The organism is Bradyrhizobium sp. Rc3b, assembly GCF_900114915.1.
GTDB lineage: Bacteria > Pseudomonadota > Alphaproteobacteria > Rhizobiales > Xanthobacteraceae > Bradyrhizobium.
This window is the reverse complement of the sequence record NZ_FOUS01000007.1, coordinates 129,929-147,301: the sequence shown is the minus strand read 5'-3', so window position 1 is coordinate 147,301 and position 17,373 is coordinate 129,929. Positions and strand designations below refer to the sequence as shown.

Sequence of the window (17,373 nt, the reverse complement as noted above, 5' to 3'; positions counted from 1 at the left end):
CGTTTCCGGAGGAACCAACCGGAGAATTAGAACGATGGCGCTACCCGATTTCACCATGCGTCAGCTGCTTGAAGCTGGCGTGCACTTTGGTCACCAGTCTCACCGCTGGAATCCGAAAATGGCTCCGTTCATTTTCGGCGCTCGCAACAACATTCACATCGTCGACCTCGCGCAGACCGTGCCGATGCTGCACAACGCCTTGCAGGCGGTCAGCGACACGGTCGCCAAGGGCGGCCGCATCCTGTTCGTCGGCACCAAGCGCCAGGCGCAGGACGGCGTCGCGGACGCTGCCAAGCGCTGCGCGCAGTATTTCGTCAATTCGCGCTGGCTCGGCGGCACGCTGACCAACTGGAAGACGATCTCGGCCTCGATCAAGCGTCTGCGTCACCTCGACGACGTGCTCTCGGGCGGCGATGCCAGCTCCTACACCAAGAAGGAGCGCCTGACGCTTCAGCGCGAGCGCGACAAGCTCGACCGCTCGCTCGGTGGCATCAAGGACATGGGCGGTCTGCCCGACCTGATCTTCGTGATCGACACCAACAAGGAAGACATCGCGATCCAGGAAGCCCAGCGGCTCAACATCCCGGTCGCTGCGATCGTCGACACCAATTCGGACCCGAAGGGCATCACCTATGTGGTGCCGGGCAATGACGACGCCGGTCGTGCGATCGCGCTCTATTGCGACCTGATCGCGCGGGCCGCGATCGACGGCATCTCCCGCGCCCAGGGCGATTCGGGTATCGACGTCGGCGCTTCGGCCCGTCCGCTCGCTGAAGAGCTGCCGGCGGCTTCGTCGAGCGGCTTCCAGGGCCTCGCAGGTCCGCGCGGCACCGCCGACGACCTCAAGAAGCTTCCGGGCGTGTCGGGTGCGATCGAGAAGAAGTTCAACGACCTCGGCATCTTCCACTTCTGGCAGCTCGCCGAGCTCGATCACGACACCGCGCACACGATCGGCGAAGAAGTCGGTCTGCCGAGCCGTGCGGACGCCTGGGTGGCCAAGGCCAAGGCGCTGACCGCGGAAGCGGAATAGTCAAGAGAGCGATGGGTTGGCCGGACAAGATCCGGCCACCATTTCAGTTGACGCGAATCCCTGAGATGGACCGCGGCGGGGCGCTTCGATGCCACGCCGCGGCGAACCAGCAGGCACAAAGGATTTTCAACGATGGCAACGATCACAGCTGCGATGGTCAAGGACCTGCGCGAGTCGACCGGCGCGGGCATGATGGACTGCAAGGCCGCGCTGACCGAAAACGACGGTAACATGGAAGCGGCGCAGGATTGGCTGCGCAAGAAGGGCCTGTCCAAGGCCGCCAAGAAGTCGGGCCGCGTCGCGGCCGAGGGCCTGATCGGCGCCCTGACCAAGGGCACCAAGGGTGTCGTGGTCGAGGTCAACTCCGAGACCGACTTCGTCGCGCGCAACGGTCAGTTCCAGGGCCTCGTCAAGATGGTCGCCCAGGTCGCATTCGACGCCGGCTCCGATGTCGAGAAGATCAAGGCCGCCAAGGTCGGCGACGTCACCGTCGAAGCCGCCATCAATGACGCGATCGCCACCATCGGCGAGAACATGACGCTGCGCCGCGCAGCTTCGCTCGAAGTGAGCCAGGGCGTGGTGTCGAACTACGTCCACGGCGCGGTCGTCGAGGGCGCCGGCAAGATGGGCGTGATCGTGGCGCTGGAATCGCCCGGCAAGGCCGATGAGCTCGCAACGCTCGGCCGCCAGATCGCGATGCACATTGCCGCCGCGAATCCGCTGGCGCTCGATCCGTCCGGCCTCGATCCGGCGGTCGTCAAGCGCGAGAAGGACGTGCTCGCCGACAAATATCGCCAGCAGGGCAAGCCCGAGAACGTGATCGAGAAGATCGTCGAGTCCGGCCTCAAGACCTACTACAAGGAAGTCTGCCTGCTCGAGCAGGCCTTCATCCACGACACCGGCAAGTCGGTGGCGCAGGCGTTGAAGGAAGCCGAAGGCAAGGTCGGCGGCGCTGTGAAGATCGCCGGCTTTGTGCGCTATGCTCTCGGTGAGGGAATCGAGAAGCAGGAAAGCGACTTCGCGGCCGAGGTCGCTGCGGCCAGCGGCAAGAAGTAAGCGCCGGAACGTTCCTTCCGGCGTGCCGCCGGAAGCGGCGCTCGGACAAGGAAAGTGCTCATGTCTGATCCGGTCTATCGTCGCGTCGTGATCAAGCTGTCCGGCGAATATCTCGCGGGACAGCAAGGCTTTGGCATCGATCAGCCGACCGTCGACCGGGTTGCGGACGATCTGATCGCGGCCCGCAAGCTCGGCACCGAGGTTGCAGTCGTGATCGGCGGCGGCAACATCGTGCGCGGCGTCGAGGTCTCCTCCCGCGGTGTGTCGCGCCCGACCGGCGATACCATGGGCATGCTCGCCACCATGATGAACTGCCTCGCGCTGGAAGCGGCGATCGAGCGCAAGGGCACGCCGGCGCGCACGCTGTCGGCCTTCGTCATGCCCGAGATTTCCGAGCTGTTCACCCGCACTGCGGCGCACAAATATCTCGCGGAGGGCCGGATCGTACTGCTCGGCGGCGGAACCGGCAATCCGTTCTTCACCACCGATACGACCGCGGTGCTGCGCGCCGCCGAAATCGGCGCCCAGGCGGTGCTGAAGGCGACCAATGTCGACGGTGTCTACTCGGCCGATCCGAAGAAGGATCCGTCCGCCACGCGGTTTGACCGGCTGACCCATTCGCAGGCGATCGAGGGCGGCTACAAGGTGATGGATGCGACCGCCTTCGCGCTTGCCCGCGAGACGTCTCTGCCTATCATCGTATTCTCGATCGCGGAGCCGGGTTCGATCGGCGCGATTCTACGTGGCGTCGGCCACGGAACCATTGTCGCCGGCTGACCGCTCATCCGTCGCGCGCCTTTAGGGAAGGTCGCGGGAGCGGTCGCCGGGATCTTGAAGGAGAAACGTGATGCCCACCGGTACTTTCGACCTCAACGAAGTGAAGCGCCGCATGCAGGGCGCCGTCCAGTCCCTCAAGCACGAGCTCGGCGGCCTGCGGACGGGGCGCGCCTCCGCCTCGATGCTCGATCCGGTGCAGGTCGATGCCTATGGCAGCCACATGCCGCTCAATCAGCTCGCCACCGTCAGCGTGCCGGAGCCCCGCCTGATCTCGGTGCAGGTCTGGGACAAGTCGATGGTCAAGGCGGTGGAGAAGGCGATCGTCGATTCCAACCTCGGCCTGTCGCCCGCGACCGAAGGCCAGGTGCTGCGCCTGCGCATCCCCGAGCTGAACGAGGAACGGCGCAAGGAACTGGTGAAGGTCGCGCATAAATATGCGGAAGCCGCCAAGGTCGCCGCGCGCCACGTCCGCCGCGATGGCCTCGACGTGCTCAAGAAGCTCGAGAAGAATCACGAAATGTCCGAGGACGACCAGAAGCGCCACGCCGACGAGGTGCAGAAGGCGACCGACGGTACGATCACCGAAATCGACCAGTTGCTGGCCGCCAAGGAAAAAGAAATCCTCACCGTCTGAAGCGCGATGAATGTCATCGCGCTTCAGGTTATTGTAAGCGCATGATCTTTTCGGAAAACCGCTTCGCACTTTTCCGGATCATGCTTTAAGGCCACCTTCAATGTCGAACGCCGCCGCGCCCGCAACGGAAGGACCCGATCGGTCCGAGGCGCCCGCGCATGTCGCCATCATCATGGATGGCAACGGGCGTTGGGCGGCCGCGCGCGGTCTGCCGCGTGCGGAAGGGCATCGCCGCGGCGTCGAGGCCTTGCGTCGCGTCGTGCGTGCCTCGCACGAGCTCGGCATCCGCTACCTCACCATCTTCTCCTTCTCGTCGGAGAACTGGTCGCGTCCAGCGAGCGAGATCGGCGATCTCTTCGGTCTGCTCCGCCGCTTCATCCGCAACGATCTCGCCAGCCTGCATCGCGACGGCGTCAAGGTCCGCATCATCGGCGAACGCGATGGGCTGGAGAGCGACATCTGCGCGCTGCTCAACGAGGCCGAGGAGCTGACGCGCGACAACACGCGCCTCACACTCGTCGTCGCCTTCAATTACGGCTCGCGGCAGGAGATCGCGAAGGCGGCGCAGAAGCTGGCGCGCGAGGTCGCGGAAGGTAAGCGCGATCCTGCCACGATCGACGCCGAAACGCTGGGCGCGCATCTCGATGCGCCCGACATTCCCGATCCCGATCTCATCATCCGCACCAGCGGCGAGCAGCGCCTGTCCAACTTCCTGATGTGGCAGGCCGCCTATAGCGAGCTCGTGTTCGTGCCGATCCACTGGCCCGATTTCGACAAGGCGGCGCTGGAAAGCGCGATCGCCGAATTCGCCAGGCGCGAGCGCCGTTTCGGCGGCCTGGTCGCGAAAACCGCCTCGTGAGCGAACAAGACGCCGCACCGGTGGGCGCCAAGCCTGCCCCGAACAATCTGGTGATGCGGGTCCTCGCAGCGCTGGTGCTGGCGCCGCTGACCATCGCGGTCGCTTATGCCGGCGGCTGGCTGTGGGCGCTGCTCGTCACCCTGGTGTCGATCGGGCTGTTCGCGGAATGGCTGACGGTGGTGGGCGCGGGCTCGGCCGCGCTGACCGGGGCGGGGACGATCGTCATCGCGATGATGGGGGCCGCCGTCGCTTTTGGCGGGCTGAAGACCTCAATCATCGTCGGCCTCGTCGGCGGCGCGATCGTGACGCTGATCGCGCGCGGCAAGTTCCTCTGGGCGGCGACCGGATTCGCTTATGCAGCGGCAGCGCTGCTGGCCTCGATCCTGGTGCGGAAGGATCTCCTCAACGGCTTCTCTGCGCTGATGTTCGTGCTGCTGGTGGTTTGGGCGACCGATATCGGCGGCTATTTTGCCGGTCGCAGCATCGGCGGGCCGAAGCTCTGGCCGCGCGTGAGCCCGAAAAAGACCTGGTCCGGGGCGCTGGGCGGCTTCGTCGCAAGCCTTCTGGTTGCGGTGGGCTTTGCGGCTTGCGGGTTCGGAAAGATGGGACCATTGCTGCTCGTCAGCGCCATCCTTTCGGTGGTGTCGGCACTGGGCGATCTGTTCGAATCGGCGGTGAAGCGGCGCTTCGGTGTCAAGGATTCCAGTCACTTAATTCCCGGCCATGGCGGGCTTCTGGACCGCCTGGACGGTTTTGTCGCCGCCATCCTGGCGGCATGGATTATCGGCTTTCTCCGCCATGGTGTGCATAGCGCCGGAAGCGGTCTTATGGTTTGGTGAGGATATGAGCGCGGTTCCATTGCGTAATAACAAGGCTGCGGCGTCCAGCGTCCGCAGCGTCACGGTTCTCGGCGCCACCGGCTCGATCGGCGACAGCACGATGGATCTGCTGCGTGCCTCGCCCGAGCGCTATCGCGTCGAGGCGCTGACGGCGAACGGCAATGTCGAAGCGCTGGCCAAGCTCGCCAAGGAATTCTCCGCGCGCTACGTCGCGATCGCCGACACCTCCAAGCTCGCCGAGCTCAAGGCCGCCTTGGCCGGGACCAGCACCGAATGCGGTGCCGGCGAAAGCGCGGTGATCGAGGCCGGCGCGCGTCCGGCCGATTGGGTGATGGCGGCCGTGAGCGGCGCTGCCGGATTGAAGCCGGCACTCGCCGCGGTCGATCGCGGTGCGCATGTGGCATTGGCCAACAAGGAATGTCTGGTCTGCGCCGGCGATTTCTTCATGCAGCGTGCGGCCAAGGCCGGCGCCTGCATCCTGCCGGCCGATTCCGAGCACAATGCGCTGTTTCAGGCGCTTGCCTCGGGCAATCGGGACGAACTCGTCCGTGTCATCATCACGGCGTCGGGCGGCCCGTTCCGCACCTGGAAGCCGGCCGACATCGAGCAGGCGACGCTCGAGCAGGCCCTGAAGCACCCGAACTGGAGCATGGGCCAGAAGATCACGATCGATTCGGCGTCGATGATGAACAAGGGGCTCGAGGTGATCGAAGCGTCGTACCTCTTCGCGCTGTCGCCCGACGAGATCGACGTCCTCGTGCATCCGCAGTCGATCATTCACGGCATGGTCGAGTTCTCCGACCGTTCGGTGATGGCCCAGCTCGGCGCGCCCGACATGCGCACCCCCATCGCGCACTGCCTGGGCTGGCCCGACCGCATCAAGGGGCCGGCGGCCAAGCTGGACCTCGCCAAGATCGGCCAGCTGACCTTCGAGGCGCCCGATTTCGAGCGCTTCCCCGGACTACGGCTGGCTTTCGACTCGCTCCGGACCGGGAAGGGGGCGACCACCGTCTACAACGCGGCCAACGAGGTCGCGGTCGCCGCGTTCATCGCCGGCAAGATCCGGTTCGGCGCGATCGCCCGGCTGGTGGAGGCAACACTGGACGACTGGATCCGCAGCGGGAACCAGGCCCCCCTGACGTCCGCCGATGATGCAATCTCTGTTGACCATGTTGCTCGAAATAGAGCTGCCGCCCTATTGCCTCAAATTGCCTTAAAGGCATCCTAGATGGTTCGGGGCCAGGGCCTTGCGGCGCTGGATGAGGGAATTCGATGATCGACTTTTTTGTCCATAGTTTCAATACGTTGAGCCATGGGCTCCTCGGCTACGCGGTTCCCTTCCTGTTTGTCCTGACGATCGTCGTGTTCTTCCATGAACTCGGCCATTTCCTGGTCGCGCGCTGGGCGGGCGTTCGCGTGTTGACCTTCTCGCTCGGCTTCGGACCTGAGCTGGTCGGTTTCAATGACCGCCACGGCACCCGCTGGAAGATCTCGGCCATCCCGCTCGGCGGCTACGTCAAGTTCTTCGGCGACGAGAGCGAGGCCTCGACCCCTTCGGCCCAGACGCTCGCGGCCATGACGACCGAGGAGCGCGCCGGCAGCTTCCACCACAAGAAGGTCGGCCCGCGCGCGGCCATCGTCGCGGCCGGACCCATCGCCAATTTCATCCTGGGCGCGCTGATCTTCGCGGGCATGGCGCTGTATTACGGCAAGCCGAGCACGATCGCGCGGGTCGATGGCGTCGTCGCCGATGGCGCCGCGGCCGCGGCCGGCTTCAAGATCGGCGACGTCGTCGTCCAGATCGACGGCAAGCCGATCGAGAGCTTTGCCGACATGCAGCGAATCGTTGCGATGAATGCGGGTTCGGCGCTTGCCTTCCAGGTGAAGCGGGACGGCGCCATCGTCTCGCTGACCGCAACGCCGGCCCTGCTCGAGCGCAAGGATCCGTTCGGCAACAGCCACCGTCTCGGTGTGCTCGGCGTCGAGCACAAATCGCAGGCCGGCGAGGCCTCGACCGCCCCGGTGGGCATCGGTGAGGCGCTCAAGATCGGGGTCGAGCAGGTCTGGTTCATCATCACCAGCACCTTCAAGTTCCTGGGCTCTCTGTTCGTCGGAAACGGCAATCCCAACGAGGTCAGCGGCGTCCTGGGCATCGCGAAGATGTCGGGGCAGGCGGCCAGCGCCGGGTTCCAGTTCGTGATCAATCTGTGCGCGGTGCTGTCGGTGTCGATCGGCCTGCTGAACCTGTTCCCGATCCCGCTGCTCGATGGCGGTCACCTGATGTTCTATGCGGCGGAGGTCGTCCGCGGCCGGCCCCTGTCCGAGCGGACTCAGGAGATGGGGTTCCGAATCGGGCTCGGTTTGGTGCTGATGTTGATGGTGTTTGCGACCTATAACGACATCCTGCGGATGGCGGCATCTTGATGGAGGCTTTTTTGTGGCGTTGCTGATGAGCAACGTCTTGGAATGAAATTGAAATTACGGCGCTTTCGGCCGTTTGCGGCGTCGGTGAAATTGGCTACAAGCGGCCTGAACTTGGGGAATCTTCCAGACCGGCGTTGGGGTTGGGTCTGGCTCGGAATGATAAGGGCGCGTTGCGCGATGAAGTTTGGACTGCGACTCCGGGGGGGCTTGCTCGCAACCCTGATCATGTTCGGCGCGCCGGTGATTGCCCCGGTCGGGGCTGTTTTTGTGTCTTCGTCTGCGCTCGCTCAGACCGTGCAGTCGATTTCCGTCGAAGGAAATCGCCGGGTCGAGGTGGAGACGATCCGCTCCTATTTCAAGCCGGGTCCGGGCGGCCGCCTGGATCAAGGCGCCATCGACGACGGCCTCAAGGCCCTGATCGAGACCGGCCTGTTCCAGGACGTGAGAATCAACCGCGGCGGCGGCGGCCAGATCGTCGTCTCCGTGGTGGAAAACCCGGTGATCGGCCGCATCGCCTTCGAGGGCAACAAGAAGATCAAGGACGAGCAGCTCACCACTGAGGTCCAGTCCAAGGCGCGCGGCACCTTCTCCCGCGCTATGGTGCAGTCCGACACGCTGCGAATCGCTGAAATCTATCGCCGGTCCGGCCGCTACGACGTGCGCGTCACGCCTGAGGTCATCGAGCAGCCGAACAACCGCGTCGATCTCATCTTCACGATCGAGGAGGGCGCCAAGACCGGCGTCAAGTCGATCGAGTTCATCGGCAATGTCGCATTCTCGTCCTATCGCCTCAGGGACGTCATCAAGACCCGCGAATCGAACCTGCTGAGCTTCCTGGCCAGCGGTGACATCTATGATCCCGACCGCGTCGAAGCCGACCGCGACCTGATCCGCCGCTTCTATCTCAAGAACGGTTTCGCCGACGTCCAGGTGGTGGCCGCGCTCACCGAATACGATCCGGAGAAGAAGGGCTTCAACGTCACCTTCAAGATCGAGGAAGGATCTCAGTACCGCGTCGGTGCGATCGACTTCCGCTCCAGCATTCCGAACTTCGATCCCTCGTCGATGCGCGCCTATTCGCGCGTCAATGTCGGCTCGCTCTACAACGTCGAATCGGTCGAGAAGTCGGTCGAGGAGATGCAGATCGAGGCCTCGCGCCGCGGCTATGCCTTCGCCGTGGTCCGGCCCGGCGGCGACCGCAATTTCGAGGCGCACACCGTTTCCGTCGTGTTCAACATCGACGAAGGTCCGCGCACCTATATCGAGCGCATCAACCTGCGCGGCAACACGCGTACCCGCGATTACGTGATCCGCCGCGAGTTCGATATCTCCGAGGGCGACGCCTACAACCGCGCCCTGGTCGACCGTGCCGAGCGGCGCCTGAAGAACCTCGACTATTTCAAGAGCGTGAAGATCACGACGGAGCCCGGCTCGTCGAGCGATCGCGTCGTCCTGATCGTCGACATGGAAGAGAAATCGACCGGCGACTTCTCGATCTCGGGCGGTTACTCCACCACCGACGGCGCGCTGGCCGAAGTCTCGATCTCCGAGCGCAACCTGCTTGGCCGCGGTCTGTTCGCCAAGGCGTCGGTGACCTATGGCCAATACGCACGCGGCTACTCGCTGTCGTTCGTCGAGCCGTATCTGCTCGACTACCGCGTCGCGCTCGGCCTCGACCTCTATCAGCGCCAGCAGCTGTCCAACAGCTACATCTCCTACGGCACCAAGACGCTCGGCTTCTCGCCGCGCCTCGGCTTCTCCTTGCGTGAAGATCTGGCGCTCCAGCTGCGCTACTCGATCTACCAGCAGGAAATCACCCTGCCGAACTACCTGGCGAACTGTAACAACGTTGCCGGCTCAGCGGCATTCAATCCAAGCCCGGCTTACGCCGCCGCTAACGGTATCAGTCTTGTCTCCACCAACGGCCTCGGCTGCTACAGCGACGGTGAAGCCTCGCTGCCGGTGCGCAAGGAGCTTGCCAACGGCAAGACTTTGACCTCGGCGCTCGGCTACACGCTGACCTACAACACGCTGGACAACAACAAGAACCCCACCGACGGTCTGCTCATCGACTTCCGTCAGGATTTCGCCGGCGTCGGCGGCGACGTCTCCTACATGAAGTCGGTCATCGATGCGAAGTACTACACTCCGCTGGTGTCGGACATCGTCGGCCTCGTCCGCCTGCAGAGCGGCATGCTGAACAAGATGGGCAGCGATCTGCGCATGCTCGATCACTTCCAGATGGGTTCGAACCTCGTCCGCGGCTTTGCTCCGAACGGCATCGGCCCGCGCGATTTGAATCCGTTCGGTACGCAGGACGCCCTCGGCGGCACCAAGTACTGGGGCGCTTCGCTCGAACTGCAGATGCCGTTCTGGTTCCTGCCGAAGGAAGTGGGTCTGAAGGGGGCGGTTTATGCCGATGCCGGCGGCCTCTACGACTACCAAGGACCAACCAGCTGGGCGTTTAATGGCGTCTCAGGCACCAACGAAGTCAATGCACCTGGTTGTATCCCGTCGTCGATCAATCCATCGAGCGCCGGAACCTGTACCGGCCTCGTGTATGACGACAGCAAGGTGGTCCGCTCGTCGGTTGGTGTCGGCCTGATCTGGCAGTCGCCGTTCGGTCCGCTGCGCTTCGACTACGCCGTGCCGCTCAGCAAGGGCAAGTACGATCGCACGCAGGAGTTCCGGTTCGGCGGCGGCACCACGTTCTAATTCGATCAGCACGGCACGATCCGGATCACTGGAACCGGTTTCCGAAAGGGATCGTGCCGATCCAAGAGATGGAGCATGATGCGGCTCGACCGCTTCATGCCGAAGCCGGACCGCGACGGGGTGGAATGGCGCAGCCGACCTTCTTCACAAAGCCGCCTGCCTCAACGCTGGCTGACATCGCCACGCTGACCAAGGCGCAGCTGGTCGATCCCGCCAGGGGCGGCCACATCATCACGGGCCTCGCTTCGCTTGACGAAGCGGGCCCGATGCATCTGGCGTTCTTCGACAACCTCAAATACGCCGATGAGCTCAAGGCGACCAAGGCTGGCGCTTGCCTGGTGAGCCCGCGCTTCGAGCCCCAGGTGCCCGCGCACGTGGCCGTGCTGCGAGCGGCGCAGCCGTTCCGGGCCTTTGTCAGGATCGCGCGGGAATGGCACGGCGAAGCGCTGAGGCCGCAATCCTGGGTCGGCAATGACGGCATCGCGCCGTCGGCGATCATCGATCCCTCGGCCCGGCTCGAGGACGGCGTGATCGTCGATCCCCTGGCCGTGATCGGCCCGGATGTGGAGATCGGCAGCGGCACGGTGGTCGGCGTCGGGGCGGTGATCGGGCCCGGCGTCAAGATCGGCCGGGACTGCAATGTCGGCGCGCGCACCGCGATCCAGTGCGCCCTGATCGGCAACAATGTGCTGATCCATCCCGGCTGCTCGATCGGCCAGGACGGCTACGGCTTCATCTTCTTCGGCCCCGAGGGCCATCTGAAGGTGCCCCAGACCGGGCGGGTGCTGATTCAGAACGACGTCGAGGTCGGCGCCGGGACCACGATCGATCGCGGCAGCTTGCGCGACACCGTGATCGGCGAGGGGACGAAAATCGACAATCAGGTCCAGATCGGTCACAATGTCACGATCGGACGGCACTGCCTGTTGGCTGCCCAGATCGGGCTCGCCGGCAGCCTGTCCATTGGCGACAACGTGGCACTCGGAGCGAAGGTTGGCATCAACAACCACCTCAAGATCGGGGACGGGGCCCAGGTGACCGCGATGAGCGGCGTCAAGGACGACATCCCGCCGGGCGGACGCTGGGGTGGCTTTTTCGCCAAGCCGACCAAACAATGGTTCAAGGAGATCATCGCGGTGGAGCGCTTGGTACGCGACAGCAGGGCTGATCCGAAGGATGAGGGACGGGAATGACGGCGGAATCACCTGTTAAGTTCGAGCTGGTGGACATCAATGCCATCCTCCAGACGCTGCCGCACCGCTTTCCGATGCTGCTGATCGACCGCGTGATCAACATCCGCGCCGACTATAGCGGCATCGGCATCAAGAACGTCACCTTCAACGAGCCGGCCTTCCAGGGGCATTTCCCGGAGCGCCCGGTCTATCCCGGCGTCATGATGATCGAGGCGATGGCGCAGACCGCGGGCGTGATCGGCATCAAGTCAGTCGAAGGGACCGAAAAGCCGCGGGCGGTCTATTTCCTCACCATCGACAAGTGCAAATTCCGCAAGCCCGTGCTGCCCGGCGATACCATCGAGTATCACATGCGCTCGGTCGGCCGCCGCAAGGCCATGTGGTGGTTTCACGGCGACGCCAAGGTCAACGGGCAGGTGGTTGCGGAAGCCGACGTCGGCGCCATGCTGACGGACTGAGCGGCACGCGGGCCGCGCTGGACGGATTCCTCACGCGCCGCAATCGTAGCGGCCGCCGGGTGCCTCGCGCTTAATGTTTTGGTTGAAGAACTGGCCCATGGACGGTGCGCCCAGGAGACGGTCGGCTGTCTCGGCCGCGACGCCGCAATAGCGCGTATAGCTGCCGCCAGTCGCGACGACGAGGTCGCGCTGCGTACGGTCGTAGCAGACACGCTGAAGCACCGTGCTGCGGTTGATGTCGCGGCATTCGAATGTCGCGAGGTCGATAGGGTGGCGTTCGCCGGTCTCGACCGTCTCGGACACGATCGGTGCAGCCGCGAGCTGTGCGAGCAGAAGTGCCAGGGCCCTGACCATGAAAGCTGAAGCTCCGCATGAAGTTGTTGAGGAGCCGGGAAGGCACCTCATCCGGTACTTGAAACAGGCAGAGATGATACGTCACTGGACAGATCGGGCATAGTCGCGCTAACCACCGGAAAACTGAGCGACTTCAATGCATAACCAGACCTTCTTGACGAGTAAGATTGCTTGATGAGCAAGATTGATCCCACCGCACGGGTTGAGGACGGCGCCGTGATCGGCGAGGGCACCGAGATCGGGCCGTATTGCATCATCGGCTCAAATGTCGTGATCGGCGCGAACTGCAAGCTCATTGGGCATGTTACCGTCATCGGCCATACATCGATCGGGGACGGCGGCGTGATCTCGCCGTTCGCGGTGCTCGGCGGCGCGCCCCAGGATCTCAGCTACAAGGGCGAGCCGACGAGGCTCGAGATCGGCTCTGGCTGCGTCATCCGCGAAGGCGCGACGATGAACGTCGGCACCATCAAGGGCGGCGGCCTAACGCGCGTCGGCAACGGCGGCTACTTCATGAACAACAGCCATGTCGGCCATGACTGCATAGTCGGCAACAACGTGATCTTTGCGACCTCGGCGACGCTCGGCGGGCACTGCGAGATCGGCGACGCCGTCTATATCGGCGGCCTCTCCGCAGTGCACCAGTTCACGCGCATCGGTCCATATGTGATGGTCGGAGGGGTCTGCGGCGTGCGCGACGATGTCATCCCGTATGGGCTCGTTAACGGCCAGTATGCGGTGCTCGAAAGCCTCAACCTGATCGGCATGAAGCGGCGCAAGTTCACCAAGCAGCGACTGGCGACGGTGCGCGGGTTCTATCAAAAGCTCTTCCATGGGCCCGGTACCTTCGCCGAGCGGCTGGAGTCGGCGCGCCCGCTCGCGGGCGAAGATCCGGCGATCGCCGAAATCCTCGACTTCATCGGCAAGGGCAAGCGCCCGCTCTGTCTTCCCGCCATTGCGAAGTGATTTCGGGATGGCCGCGGACATGACATCGGCGGCGTCGGACATCTCATCGCCGGTCGGCATCGTCGCCGGCGGAGGCGCGATGCCGTTTGCGGTTGCCGACTCGCTTGCCGCCCGCGGCATCACGCCGGTGCTGTTTCCGCTGCGCGGGGCCTGCGATCCCGCGCGGGTGGAGAAATTCCGCCATCGCTGGATCTCGGTCGGCCAGCTCGGTCGCGCAATGCGGCTGTTCCGCGAGGAGGGGTGCCGCGACCTGATCTTCATCGGCACATTGGTGCGGCCCTCGCTCTCCGAGATCCGGTTCGACGTCAAGACGATGCGGCTGCTCGGCAATGTCATCCGCGCCTTTCGCGGCGGCGACGATCATCTCCTGTCCGGCGTCGGCCGCATCCTCGAGCAGGACGGCTTTCGCATGGTCGGCATCAAGGACCTCGCACCCGATCTCCTGATGCCCGAAGGCTGCATCAGTCGCGCCTGGCCCAGCGATACCAGCAAGACCGACATCGCGCGCGGCCGCGCGGTGCTGACCGCGCTCGGCCCGTTCGACATCGGCCAGGCTGCGGTGGTGATCGACGGCCATGTGGTGGCGGTCGAGGACATCGAGGGCACCGACGCGCTGCTCGCGCGCGTCGCGCGGCTGCGCGAGGAGGGACGCATTCGCGCGGCCGCCGGCCGCGGCGTTCTGGTGAAGGCGCCGAAGAGCGGCCAGGATCTGCGCTTCGACCTGCCGACGATCGGCCCGCGCACCATCGAGGGCGTCGCGGCGGCCGGCCTTGCGGGCCTCGCCGTCATCGCCGGCAACACCATCGCCGCCGAACCGCAGGCGATGATCGGCCTCGCGGACGCCAAATATCTCTTCGTCATCGGACTGCCGGCGTGATGCAGTCGCGCGATCCCAAGCGCAAGATCTTCCTGATCGCCACGGAGGAGTCCGGCGACCGGCTCGGCAGTGCCTTGATGAAGGTGCTGCGTCAGCGCCTCGGCGACGGCGTGCAGTTCGTCGGCATCGGCGGCCGTACCATGGCGCGCGAGGGGCTGGAATCGCTGTTTCCGATCGAGGAGCTGTCGATCGTCGGCTTCGCCGCGGTGGTGCAGCAATTGCCGAAAATTCTGCGGCTGATCCGCGAGACGGCCGACGCCGTGGCCGAGGCGGCGCCGGACGCGCTCGTCATCATCGACAGTCCCGACTTCACCCATCGCGTCGCCCGCAGCGTGCGCGCGAAGAATCCTGAGATCCCGGTTGTCGATTACGTCTCGCCGCAGCTCTGGGCGTGGCGGCCGGGGCGGGCGCGGACCATGCTCGGATATGTCGACCATGTGCTCGGTCTGCTGCCGTTCGAGCCCGAGGAATACCGCAAGCTCGGCGGACCGCCATGCAGCTATGTCGGCCATCCCCTCATCGAGCAATTGGCCTCGCTGCGGCCGAACGCAGAGGAGCAGGCACGCCGCGACAGTGAGCCGCCGGTGCTGCTGGTGCTGCCCGGCAGCCGCCGCAGCGAGGTCAGGCACCATCTCGACGTGTTTGGCCGGGTGCTCGGCCGCTTGCAGGCGGAAGGCCGTGCCTTCGAACTGATACTGCCGACGATGCCGCATCTGGAAGCCACCATCCGCGAGGGCATCGCGAGCTGGCCGGTCAAGCCAAGGGTTGTGACCGGCGAGAACGAGAAGCGCGCCGTGTTCCGGATCGCGCGTGCGGCGCTGGCCAAGTCCGGTACGGTGACGCTGGAGCTCGCACTGTCGGGTATTCCGATGGTGACAGCCTACCGCGTCGGTGCAATCGAGGCCTTCATCCTGCGCCGCGCGATCCGCGTCTCCTCGGTGATCCTCGCCAATCTCGTGATCGGCAGGGATGTGATTCCGGAGTATCTGCAGGAGGAGTGCACGCCGGAGAAACTGGCGCCGGCGCTCGCCGAGGTGCTGACGGATTCGCCGCTGCGCAAGCAGCAGGTCGAGGCCTTTGCCCAGCTCGATCAGATCATGTCGACCGGCAACAAGTCACCGAGCGTGCTTGCGGCCGACATCGTGCTGGCAACGATGCGCAAAGGACGGCGGTAACAGAGGTCTCGTAGGGTGGGCAAAGGCGCGTCGCGCCGTGCCCACGATTCGTCGCGATGAGAAGAATTCGTGGGCACGCTTCGCTTTGCCCACCCTACGAGACCGTGAACGTTGCGCCATTGTGGCCGGATCAAGTTCTACGCAAGTCCTGCATCCACCCGAAAACACTGGCTGGTGATGCGCTGGCTTTCGTCGGAGGCGAGGAACAGCGCCATATTGGCGACGTCCTCGGGCGTCACTGCGTCTGGTACGGCCTGCCGCGAGCGCATCTCGACGATGACCTGCTCGTCCGGATACCACAGCCGGCGCTGGCGCTCGGTGATCACCATGCCCGGTGCAATCGCATTGACGCGGATGCGGTCGGGGCCGACCAGCCGGGCGAGCGAGTTGGTGAAACCGACGATCGCCGCCTTTGCCCCGGCGTAGACCGGCAGCCCCGGCGCCCCGCGCATCCAGGCGATCGAGGACATGTTGATGATCGAGCCGCCGCCGCGCGCCTGCATCTGCGGCACCACCGCTTGCGCGGCAAAGAAGACGTGCTTGAGATTAACGCCGATCATCCAGTCGAACTCTGCCGGCGTCACTTCGGCCAGCACCTGGCGTTGATCATTAGCGGCGTTGTTGACGAGCACTGCGGCATCCCCGAGCGATCGCTGCACCTGTGCCATGCCGGCGCGCAAGGCCTCGATGTCCAGGAGGTCGCATGGCAAGAACAAGGGCGCGGTTTCGGACGCAGCGCTCACCTCCGCGACCAGCGCCCCGCCGGCTTCTTCATCCACATCGAGGAACGCAACGCGCGCCCCCTGCGCCACGAAGGCGCGCACGAAGGCGGCCCCGATGCCGCTGGCGCCGCCGGTGATCAGTACGACGCGGTCCGCAAGTCCGGCATAGCTCGTCTTTGTCATGCGATCAGTCGCTCCGTCTCGGGGTCGAACAGGCAAATGCGGCGCGTATCGAGCGCAAAGGGGGCCGCCGTCCCCGGCGGGGGGCGTATGTCCGGCGTGATGCGCGCCAGCGCGGACTCGCCGCCGAGCCGCAGCAGCACGATGGTTTCGGCGCCGGTGGGCTCGACCATCTCCACCGGCGCGTGGACGACGATGGGTGCACCGCCGGAGAACACGCGGTTGCCCTCCGCGATGCATTCCGGCCTGATCCCGAACACCACCTCGCGGCCGAGATAAGGTGCTGCGGCATCGTATCCCTGCAGACGAAGGCGAACTTCGTCCGGCCGCCCCGCGCCAATCACGACCACAGGACCACCGGCGTCAGCCTCGAGCCGCGCCGGCATGGTGTTCATCGGCGGCGAGCCCATGAAGCGTGCGACGAACAGATTGGCGGGATAGCGGTACACGGTATCGGGATCGGCAAACTGCTGCACCACGCCGCGATGCATCACGGCGATCCGGGTCGCCATCGTCATCGCCTCGATCTGGTCGTGGGTGACGTAGATGATGGTCGCGCCGATGCGCTGGTGCAGCCGCTTGATCTCCATCCGCATCTCGACGCGCAGTTTTGCGTCGAGATTGGACAGCGGCTCGTCGAACAGGAAGAGCAGGGGATCGCGCACCAGCGCACGGCCCATCGCCACCCGCTGACGCTGGCCGCCGGAGAGCTGCGATGGCTTGCGGCCGAGCAGTGCCTCGATCTGGAGCAGTTTCGCGACATTCGCGACCGCAGTGTCTTGCTCCGCTTTGGGTACGTGACGGCATTCCATGCCGAAGGTGATGTTCTGGCGTACCGTCATCGACGGGTAGAGCGCATAGGACTGGAACACCATGGCGATGTCCCGATCCTTGGGCGGGACGTCATTGACCACGCGTCCGCCGATCTCGACGGTCCCTGCGCTCGGATGATCGAGCCCGGCGACGATGTTGAGCAGCGTAGACTTGCCGCAGCCGGATGGCCCGACCAGCACCGTGAACTCGCCGCTTTCGATGTCGAGATCGACGCCCTTCAGCACCTCCAGATTGGCGTAGCGCTTCGACAGGGTTCGAATGCTCAGTGCTGCCATGACAA

Annotated in this window: 17 protein-coding genes; 14 read left to right on the top strand and 3 right to left on the bottom strand. The window is 64.8% G+C overall.

Annotated features, from left to right (window positions below; translation table 11 throughout):
• Positions 1–34: 34 nt before the first annotated feature.
• The 11 genes from BM190_RS17800 (at position 35) to fabZ (ending at position 11,985) form a co-directional block, all read left to right on the top strand.
• Positions 35–1,030 (top strand): 30S ribosomal protein S2, encoded by a 996-nt coding sequence (locus tag BM190_RS17800; RefSeq protein ID WP_018320203.1) that lies wholly within the window; start codon positions 35–37, stop codon positions 1,028–1,030.
• A 132-nt stretch (positions 1,031–1,162) separates the two neighbouring features.
• The gene (tsf, locus tag BM190_RS17795; RefSeq protein ID WP_018320204.1) at positions 1,163–2,086 is read left to right on the top strand and encodes a translation elongation factor Ts; all 924 of its coding nucleotides are present in this window, start codon (positions 1,163–1,165) and stop codon (positions 2,084–2,086) included.
• 60 nt (positions 2,087–2,146) lie between these two features.
• Positions 2,147–2,863 carry a UMP kinase gene (gene pyrH / locus BM190_RS17790; protein WP_026202317.1) on the top strand — a complete coding sequence of 239 codons (717 nt, stop codon included), beginning with the start codon at positions 2,147–2,149 and terminating at the stop codon, positions 2,861–2,863.
• A gap of 70 nt (positions 2,864–2,933) precedes the next feature.
• On the top strand, positions 2,934–3,497 hold the full coding sequence (frr, locus tag BM190_RS17785; RefSeq protein ID WP_026202318.1) for a ribosome recycling factor: 564 nt from the start codon (positions 2,934–2,936) through the stop codon (positions 3,495–3,497).
• A gap of 100 nt (positions 3,498–3,597) precedes the next feature.
• The gene (locus BM190_RS17780; RefSeq protein WP_018320207.1) at positions 3,598–4,356 is read left to right on the top strand and encodes an isoprenyl transferase; all 759 of its coding nucleotides are present in this window, start codon (positions 3,598–3,600) and stop codon (positions 4,354–4,356) included.
• Positions 4,353–5,195: a phosphatidate cytidylyltransferase gene (locus tag BM190_RS17775; protein ID WP_092257199.1), complete on the top strand. Its 843-nt coding sequence runs from the start codon at positions 4,353–4,355 to the stop codon at positions 5,193–5,195. The genes BM190_RS17780 and BM190_RS17775 overlap by 4 nt, the downstream gene beginning before the upstream one ends.
• 4 nt (positions 5,196–5,199) lie before the next feature.
• A complete protein-coding gene (gene dxr / locus BM190_RS17770; protein WP_092257197.1) occupies positions 5,200–6,423 on the top strand; it encodes a 1-deoxy-D-xylulose-5-phosphate reductoisomerase in 1,224 nt (407 codons plus the stop codon).
• Between the two features lie 44 nt (positions 6,424–6,467).
• Positions 6,468–7,619: an RIP metalloprotease RseP gene (gene rseP / locus BM190_RS17765; protein WP_038949774.1), complete on the top strand. Its 1,152-nt coding sequence runs from the start codon at positions 6,468–6,470 to the stop codon at positions 7,617–7,619.
• Between the two features lie 177 nt (positions 7,620–7,796).
• Positions 7,797–10,334 carry an outer membrane protein assembly factor BamA gene (gene bamA, locus BM190_RS17760; protein WP_018320211.1) on the top strand — a complete coding sequence of 846 codons (2,538 nt, stop codon included), beginning with the start codon at positions 7,797–7,799 and terminating at the stop codon, positions 10,332–10,334.
• Between the two features lie 125 nt (positions 10,335–10,459).
• On the top strand, positions 10,460–11,527 hold the full coding sequence (gene lpxD, locus BM190_RS17755; RefSeq protein WP_092257194.1) for a UDP-3-O-(3-hydroxymyristoyl)glucosamine N-acyltransferase: 1,068 nt from the start codon (positions 10,460–10,462) through the stop codon (positions 11,525–11,527).
• Positions 11,524–11,985, top strand: a complete 462-nt coding sequence (gene fabZ, locus BM190_RS17750) for a 3-hydroxyacyl-ACP dehydratase FabZ (RefSeq protein WP_018320213.1) — start codon at positions 11,524–11,526, stop codon at positions 11,983–11,985. Before lpxD ends, fabZ begins: the two co-directional genes overlap by 4 nt.
• A 30-nt stretch (positions 11,986–12,015) precedes the next feature.
• On the opposite strand, the gene BM190_RS17745 is transcribed toward fabZ, so the two are convergent.
• Positions 12,016–12,339, bottom strand: a complete 324-nt coding sequence (locus BM190_RS17745; protein WP_092257190.1) for a KTSC domain-containing protein — start codon at positions 12,337–12,339, stop codon at positions 12,016–12,018.
• 174 nt (positions 12,340–12,513) lie between these two features.
• Here BM190_RS17745 and lpxA point away from each other — a divergent pair, with 174 nt between their 5' ends.
• The 3 genes from lpxA to lpxB are packed head-to-tail and all read left to right on the top strand — an operon-like array spanning position 12,514 to position 15,357.
• Positions 12,514–13,305, top strand: a complete 792-nt coding sequence (gene lpxA / locus BM190_RS17740) for an acyl-ACP--UDP-N-acetylglucosamine O-acyltransferase (RefSeq protein WP_092257187.1) — start codon at positions 12,514–12,516, stop codon at positions 13,303–13,305.
• A gap of 19 nt (positions 13,306–13,324) precedes the next feature.
• On the top strand, positions 13,325–14,182 hold the full coding sequence (locus BM190_RS17735) for an LpxI family protein (protein WP_049814974.1): 858 nt from the start codon (positions 13,325–13,327) through the stop codon (positions 14,180–14,182).
• A complete protein-coding gene (lpxB, locus tag BM190_RS17730; protein ID WP_092257185.1) occupies positions 14,179–15,357 on the top strand; it encodes a lipid-A-disaccharide synthase in 1,179 nt (392 codons plus the stop codon). The genes BM190_RS17735 and lpxB overlap by 4 nt, the downstream gene beginning before the upstream one ends.
• Positions 15,358–15,494: 137 nt before the next feature.
• On the opposite strand, the gene BM190_RS17725 is transcribed toward lpxB, so the two are convergent.
• Both BM190_RS17725 and BM190_RS17720 read right to left on the bottom strand, forming a co-directional pair.
• Positions 15,495–16,262 carry an SDR family NAD(P)-dependent oxidoreductase gene (locus BM190_RS17725; protein ID WP_092257182.1) on the bottom strand — a complete coding sequence of 256 codons (768 nt, stop codon included), beginning with the start codon at positions 16,260–16,262 and terminating at the stop codon, positions 15,495–15,497.
• Positions 16,259–17,368 (bottom strand): ABC transporter ATP-binding protein, encoded by a 1,110-nt coding sequence (locus tag BM190_RS17720; RefSeq protein ID WP_092257180.1) that lies wholly within the window; start codon positions 17,366–17,368, stop codon positions 16,259–16,261. Before BM190_RS17720 ends, BM190_RS17725 begins: the two co-directional genes overlap by 4 nt.
• Positions 17,369–17,373 lie beyond the last annotated feature (5 nt).

Bases quoted from the DNA above. Each gene is read 5' to 3' on its own strand.
- tsf (WP_018320204.1), top strand. From the start codon at position 1,163: ATGGCAACGATCACAGCTGCGATGGTCAAGGACCTGCGCGAGTCGACC.
- dxr (WP_092257197.1), top strand. From the start codon at position 5,200: ATGAGCGCGGTTCCATTGCGTAATAACAAGGCTGCGGCGTCCAGCGTC.
- BM190_RS17735 (WP_049814974.1), top strand. From the start codon at position 13,325: ATGACATCGGCGGCGTCGGACATCTCATCGCCGGTCGGCATCGTCGCC.
- rseP (WP_038949774.1), top strand. From the start codon at position 6,468: ATGATCGACTTTTTTGTCCATAGTTTCAATACGTTGAGCCATGGGCTC.
- pyrH (WP_026202317.1), top strand. From the start codon at position 2,147: ATGTCTGATCCGGTCTATCGTCGCGTCGTGATCAAGCTGTCCGGCGAA.
- lpxA (WP_092257187.1), top strand. From the start codon at position 12,514: ATGAGCAAGATTGATCCCACCGCACGGGTTGAGGACGGCGCCGTGATC.
- BM190_RS17745 (WP_092257190.1), bottom strand. From the start codon at position 12,339: ATGGTCAGGGCCCTGGCACTTCTGCTCGCACAGCTCGCGGCTGCACCG.
- bamA (WP_018320211.1), top strand. From the start codon at position 7,797: ATGAAGTTTGGACTGCGACTCCGGGGGGGCTTGCTCGCAACCCTGATC.
- BM190_RS17800 (WP_018320203.1), top strand. From the start codon at position 35: ATGGCGCTACCCGATTTCACCATGCGTCAGCTGCTTGAAGCTGGCGTG.
- frr (WP_026202318.1), top strand. From the start codon at position 2,934: ATGCCCACCGGTACTTTCGACCTCAACGAAGTGAAGCGCCGCATGCAG.
- lpxD (WP_092257194.1), top strand. From the start codon at position 10,460: ATGGCGCAGCCGACCTTCTTCACAAAGCCGCCTGCCTCAACGCTGGCT.
- fabZ (WP_018320213.1), top strand. From the start codon at position 11,524: ATGACGGCGGAATCACCTGTTAAGTTCGAGCTGGTGGACATCAATGCC.
- BM190_RS17780 (WP_018320207.1), top strand. From the start codon at position 3,598: ATGTCGAACGCCGCCGCGCCCGCAACGGAAGGACCCGATCGGTCCGAG.
- BM190_RS17720 (WP_092257180.1), bottom strand. From the start codon at position 17,368: ATGGCAGCACTGAGCATTCGAACCCTGTCGAAGCGCTACGCCAATCTG.
- BM190_RS17725 (WP_092257182.1), bottom strand. From the start codon at position 16,262: ATGACAAAGACGAGCTATGCCGGACTTGCGGACCGCGTCGTACTGATC.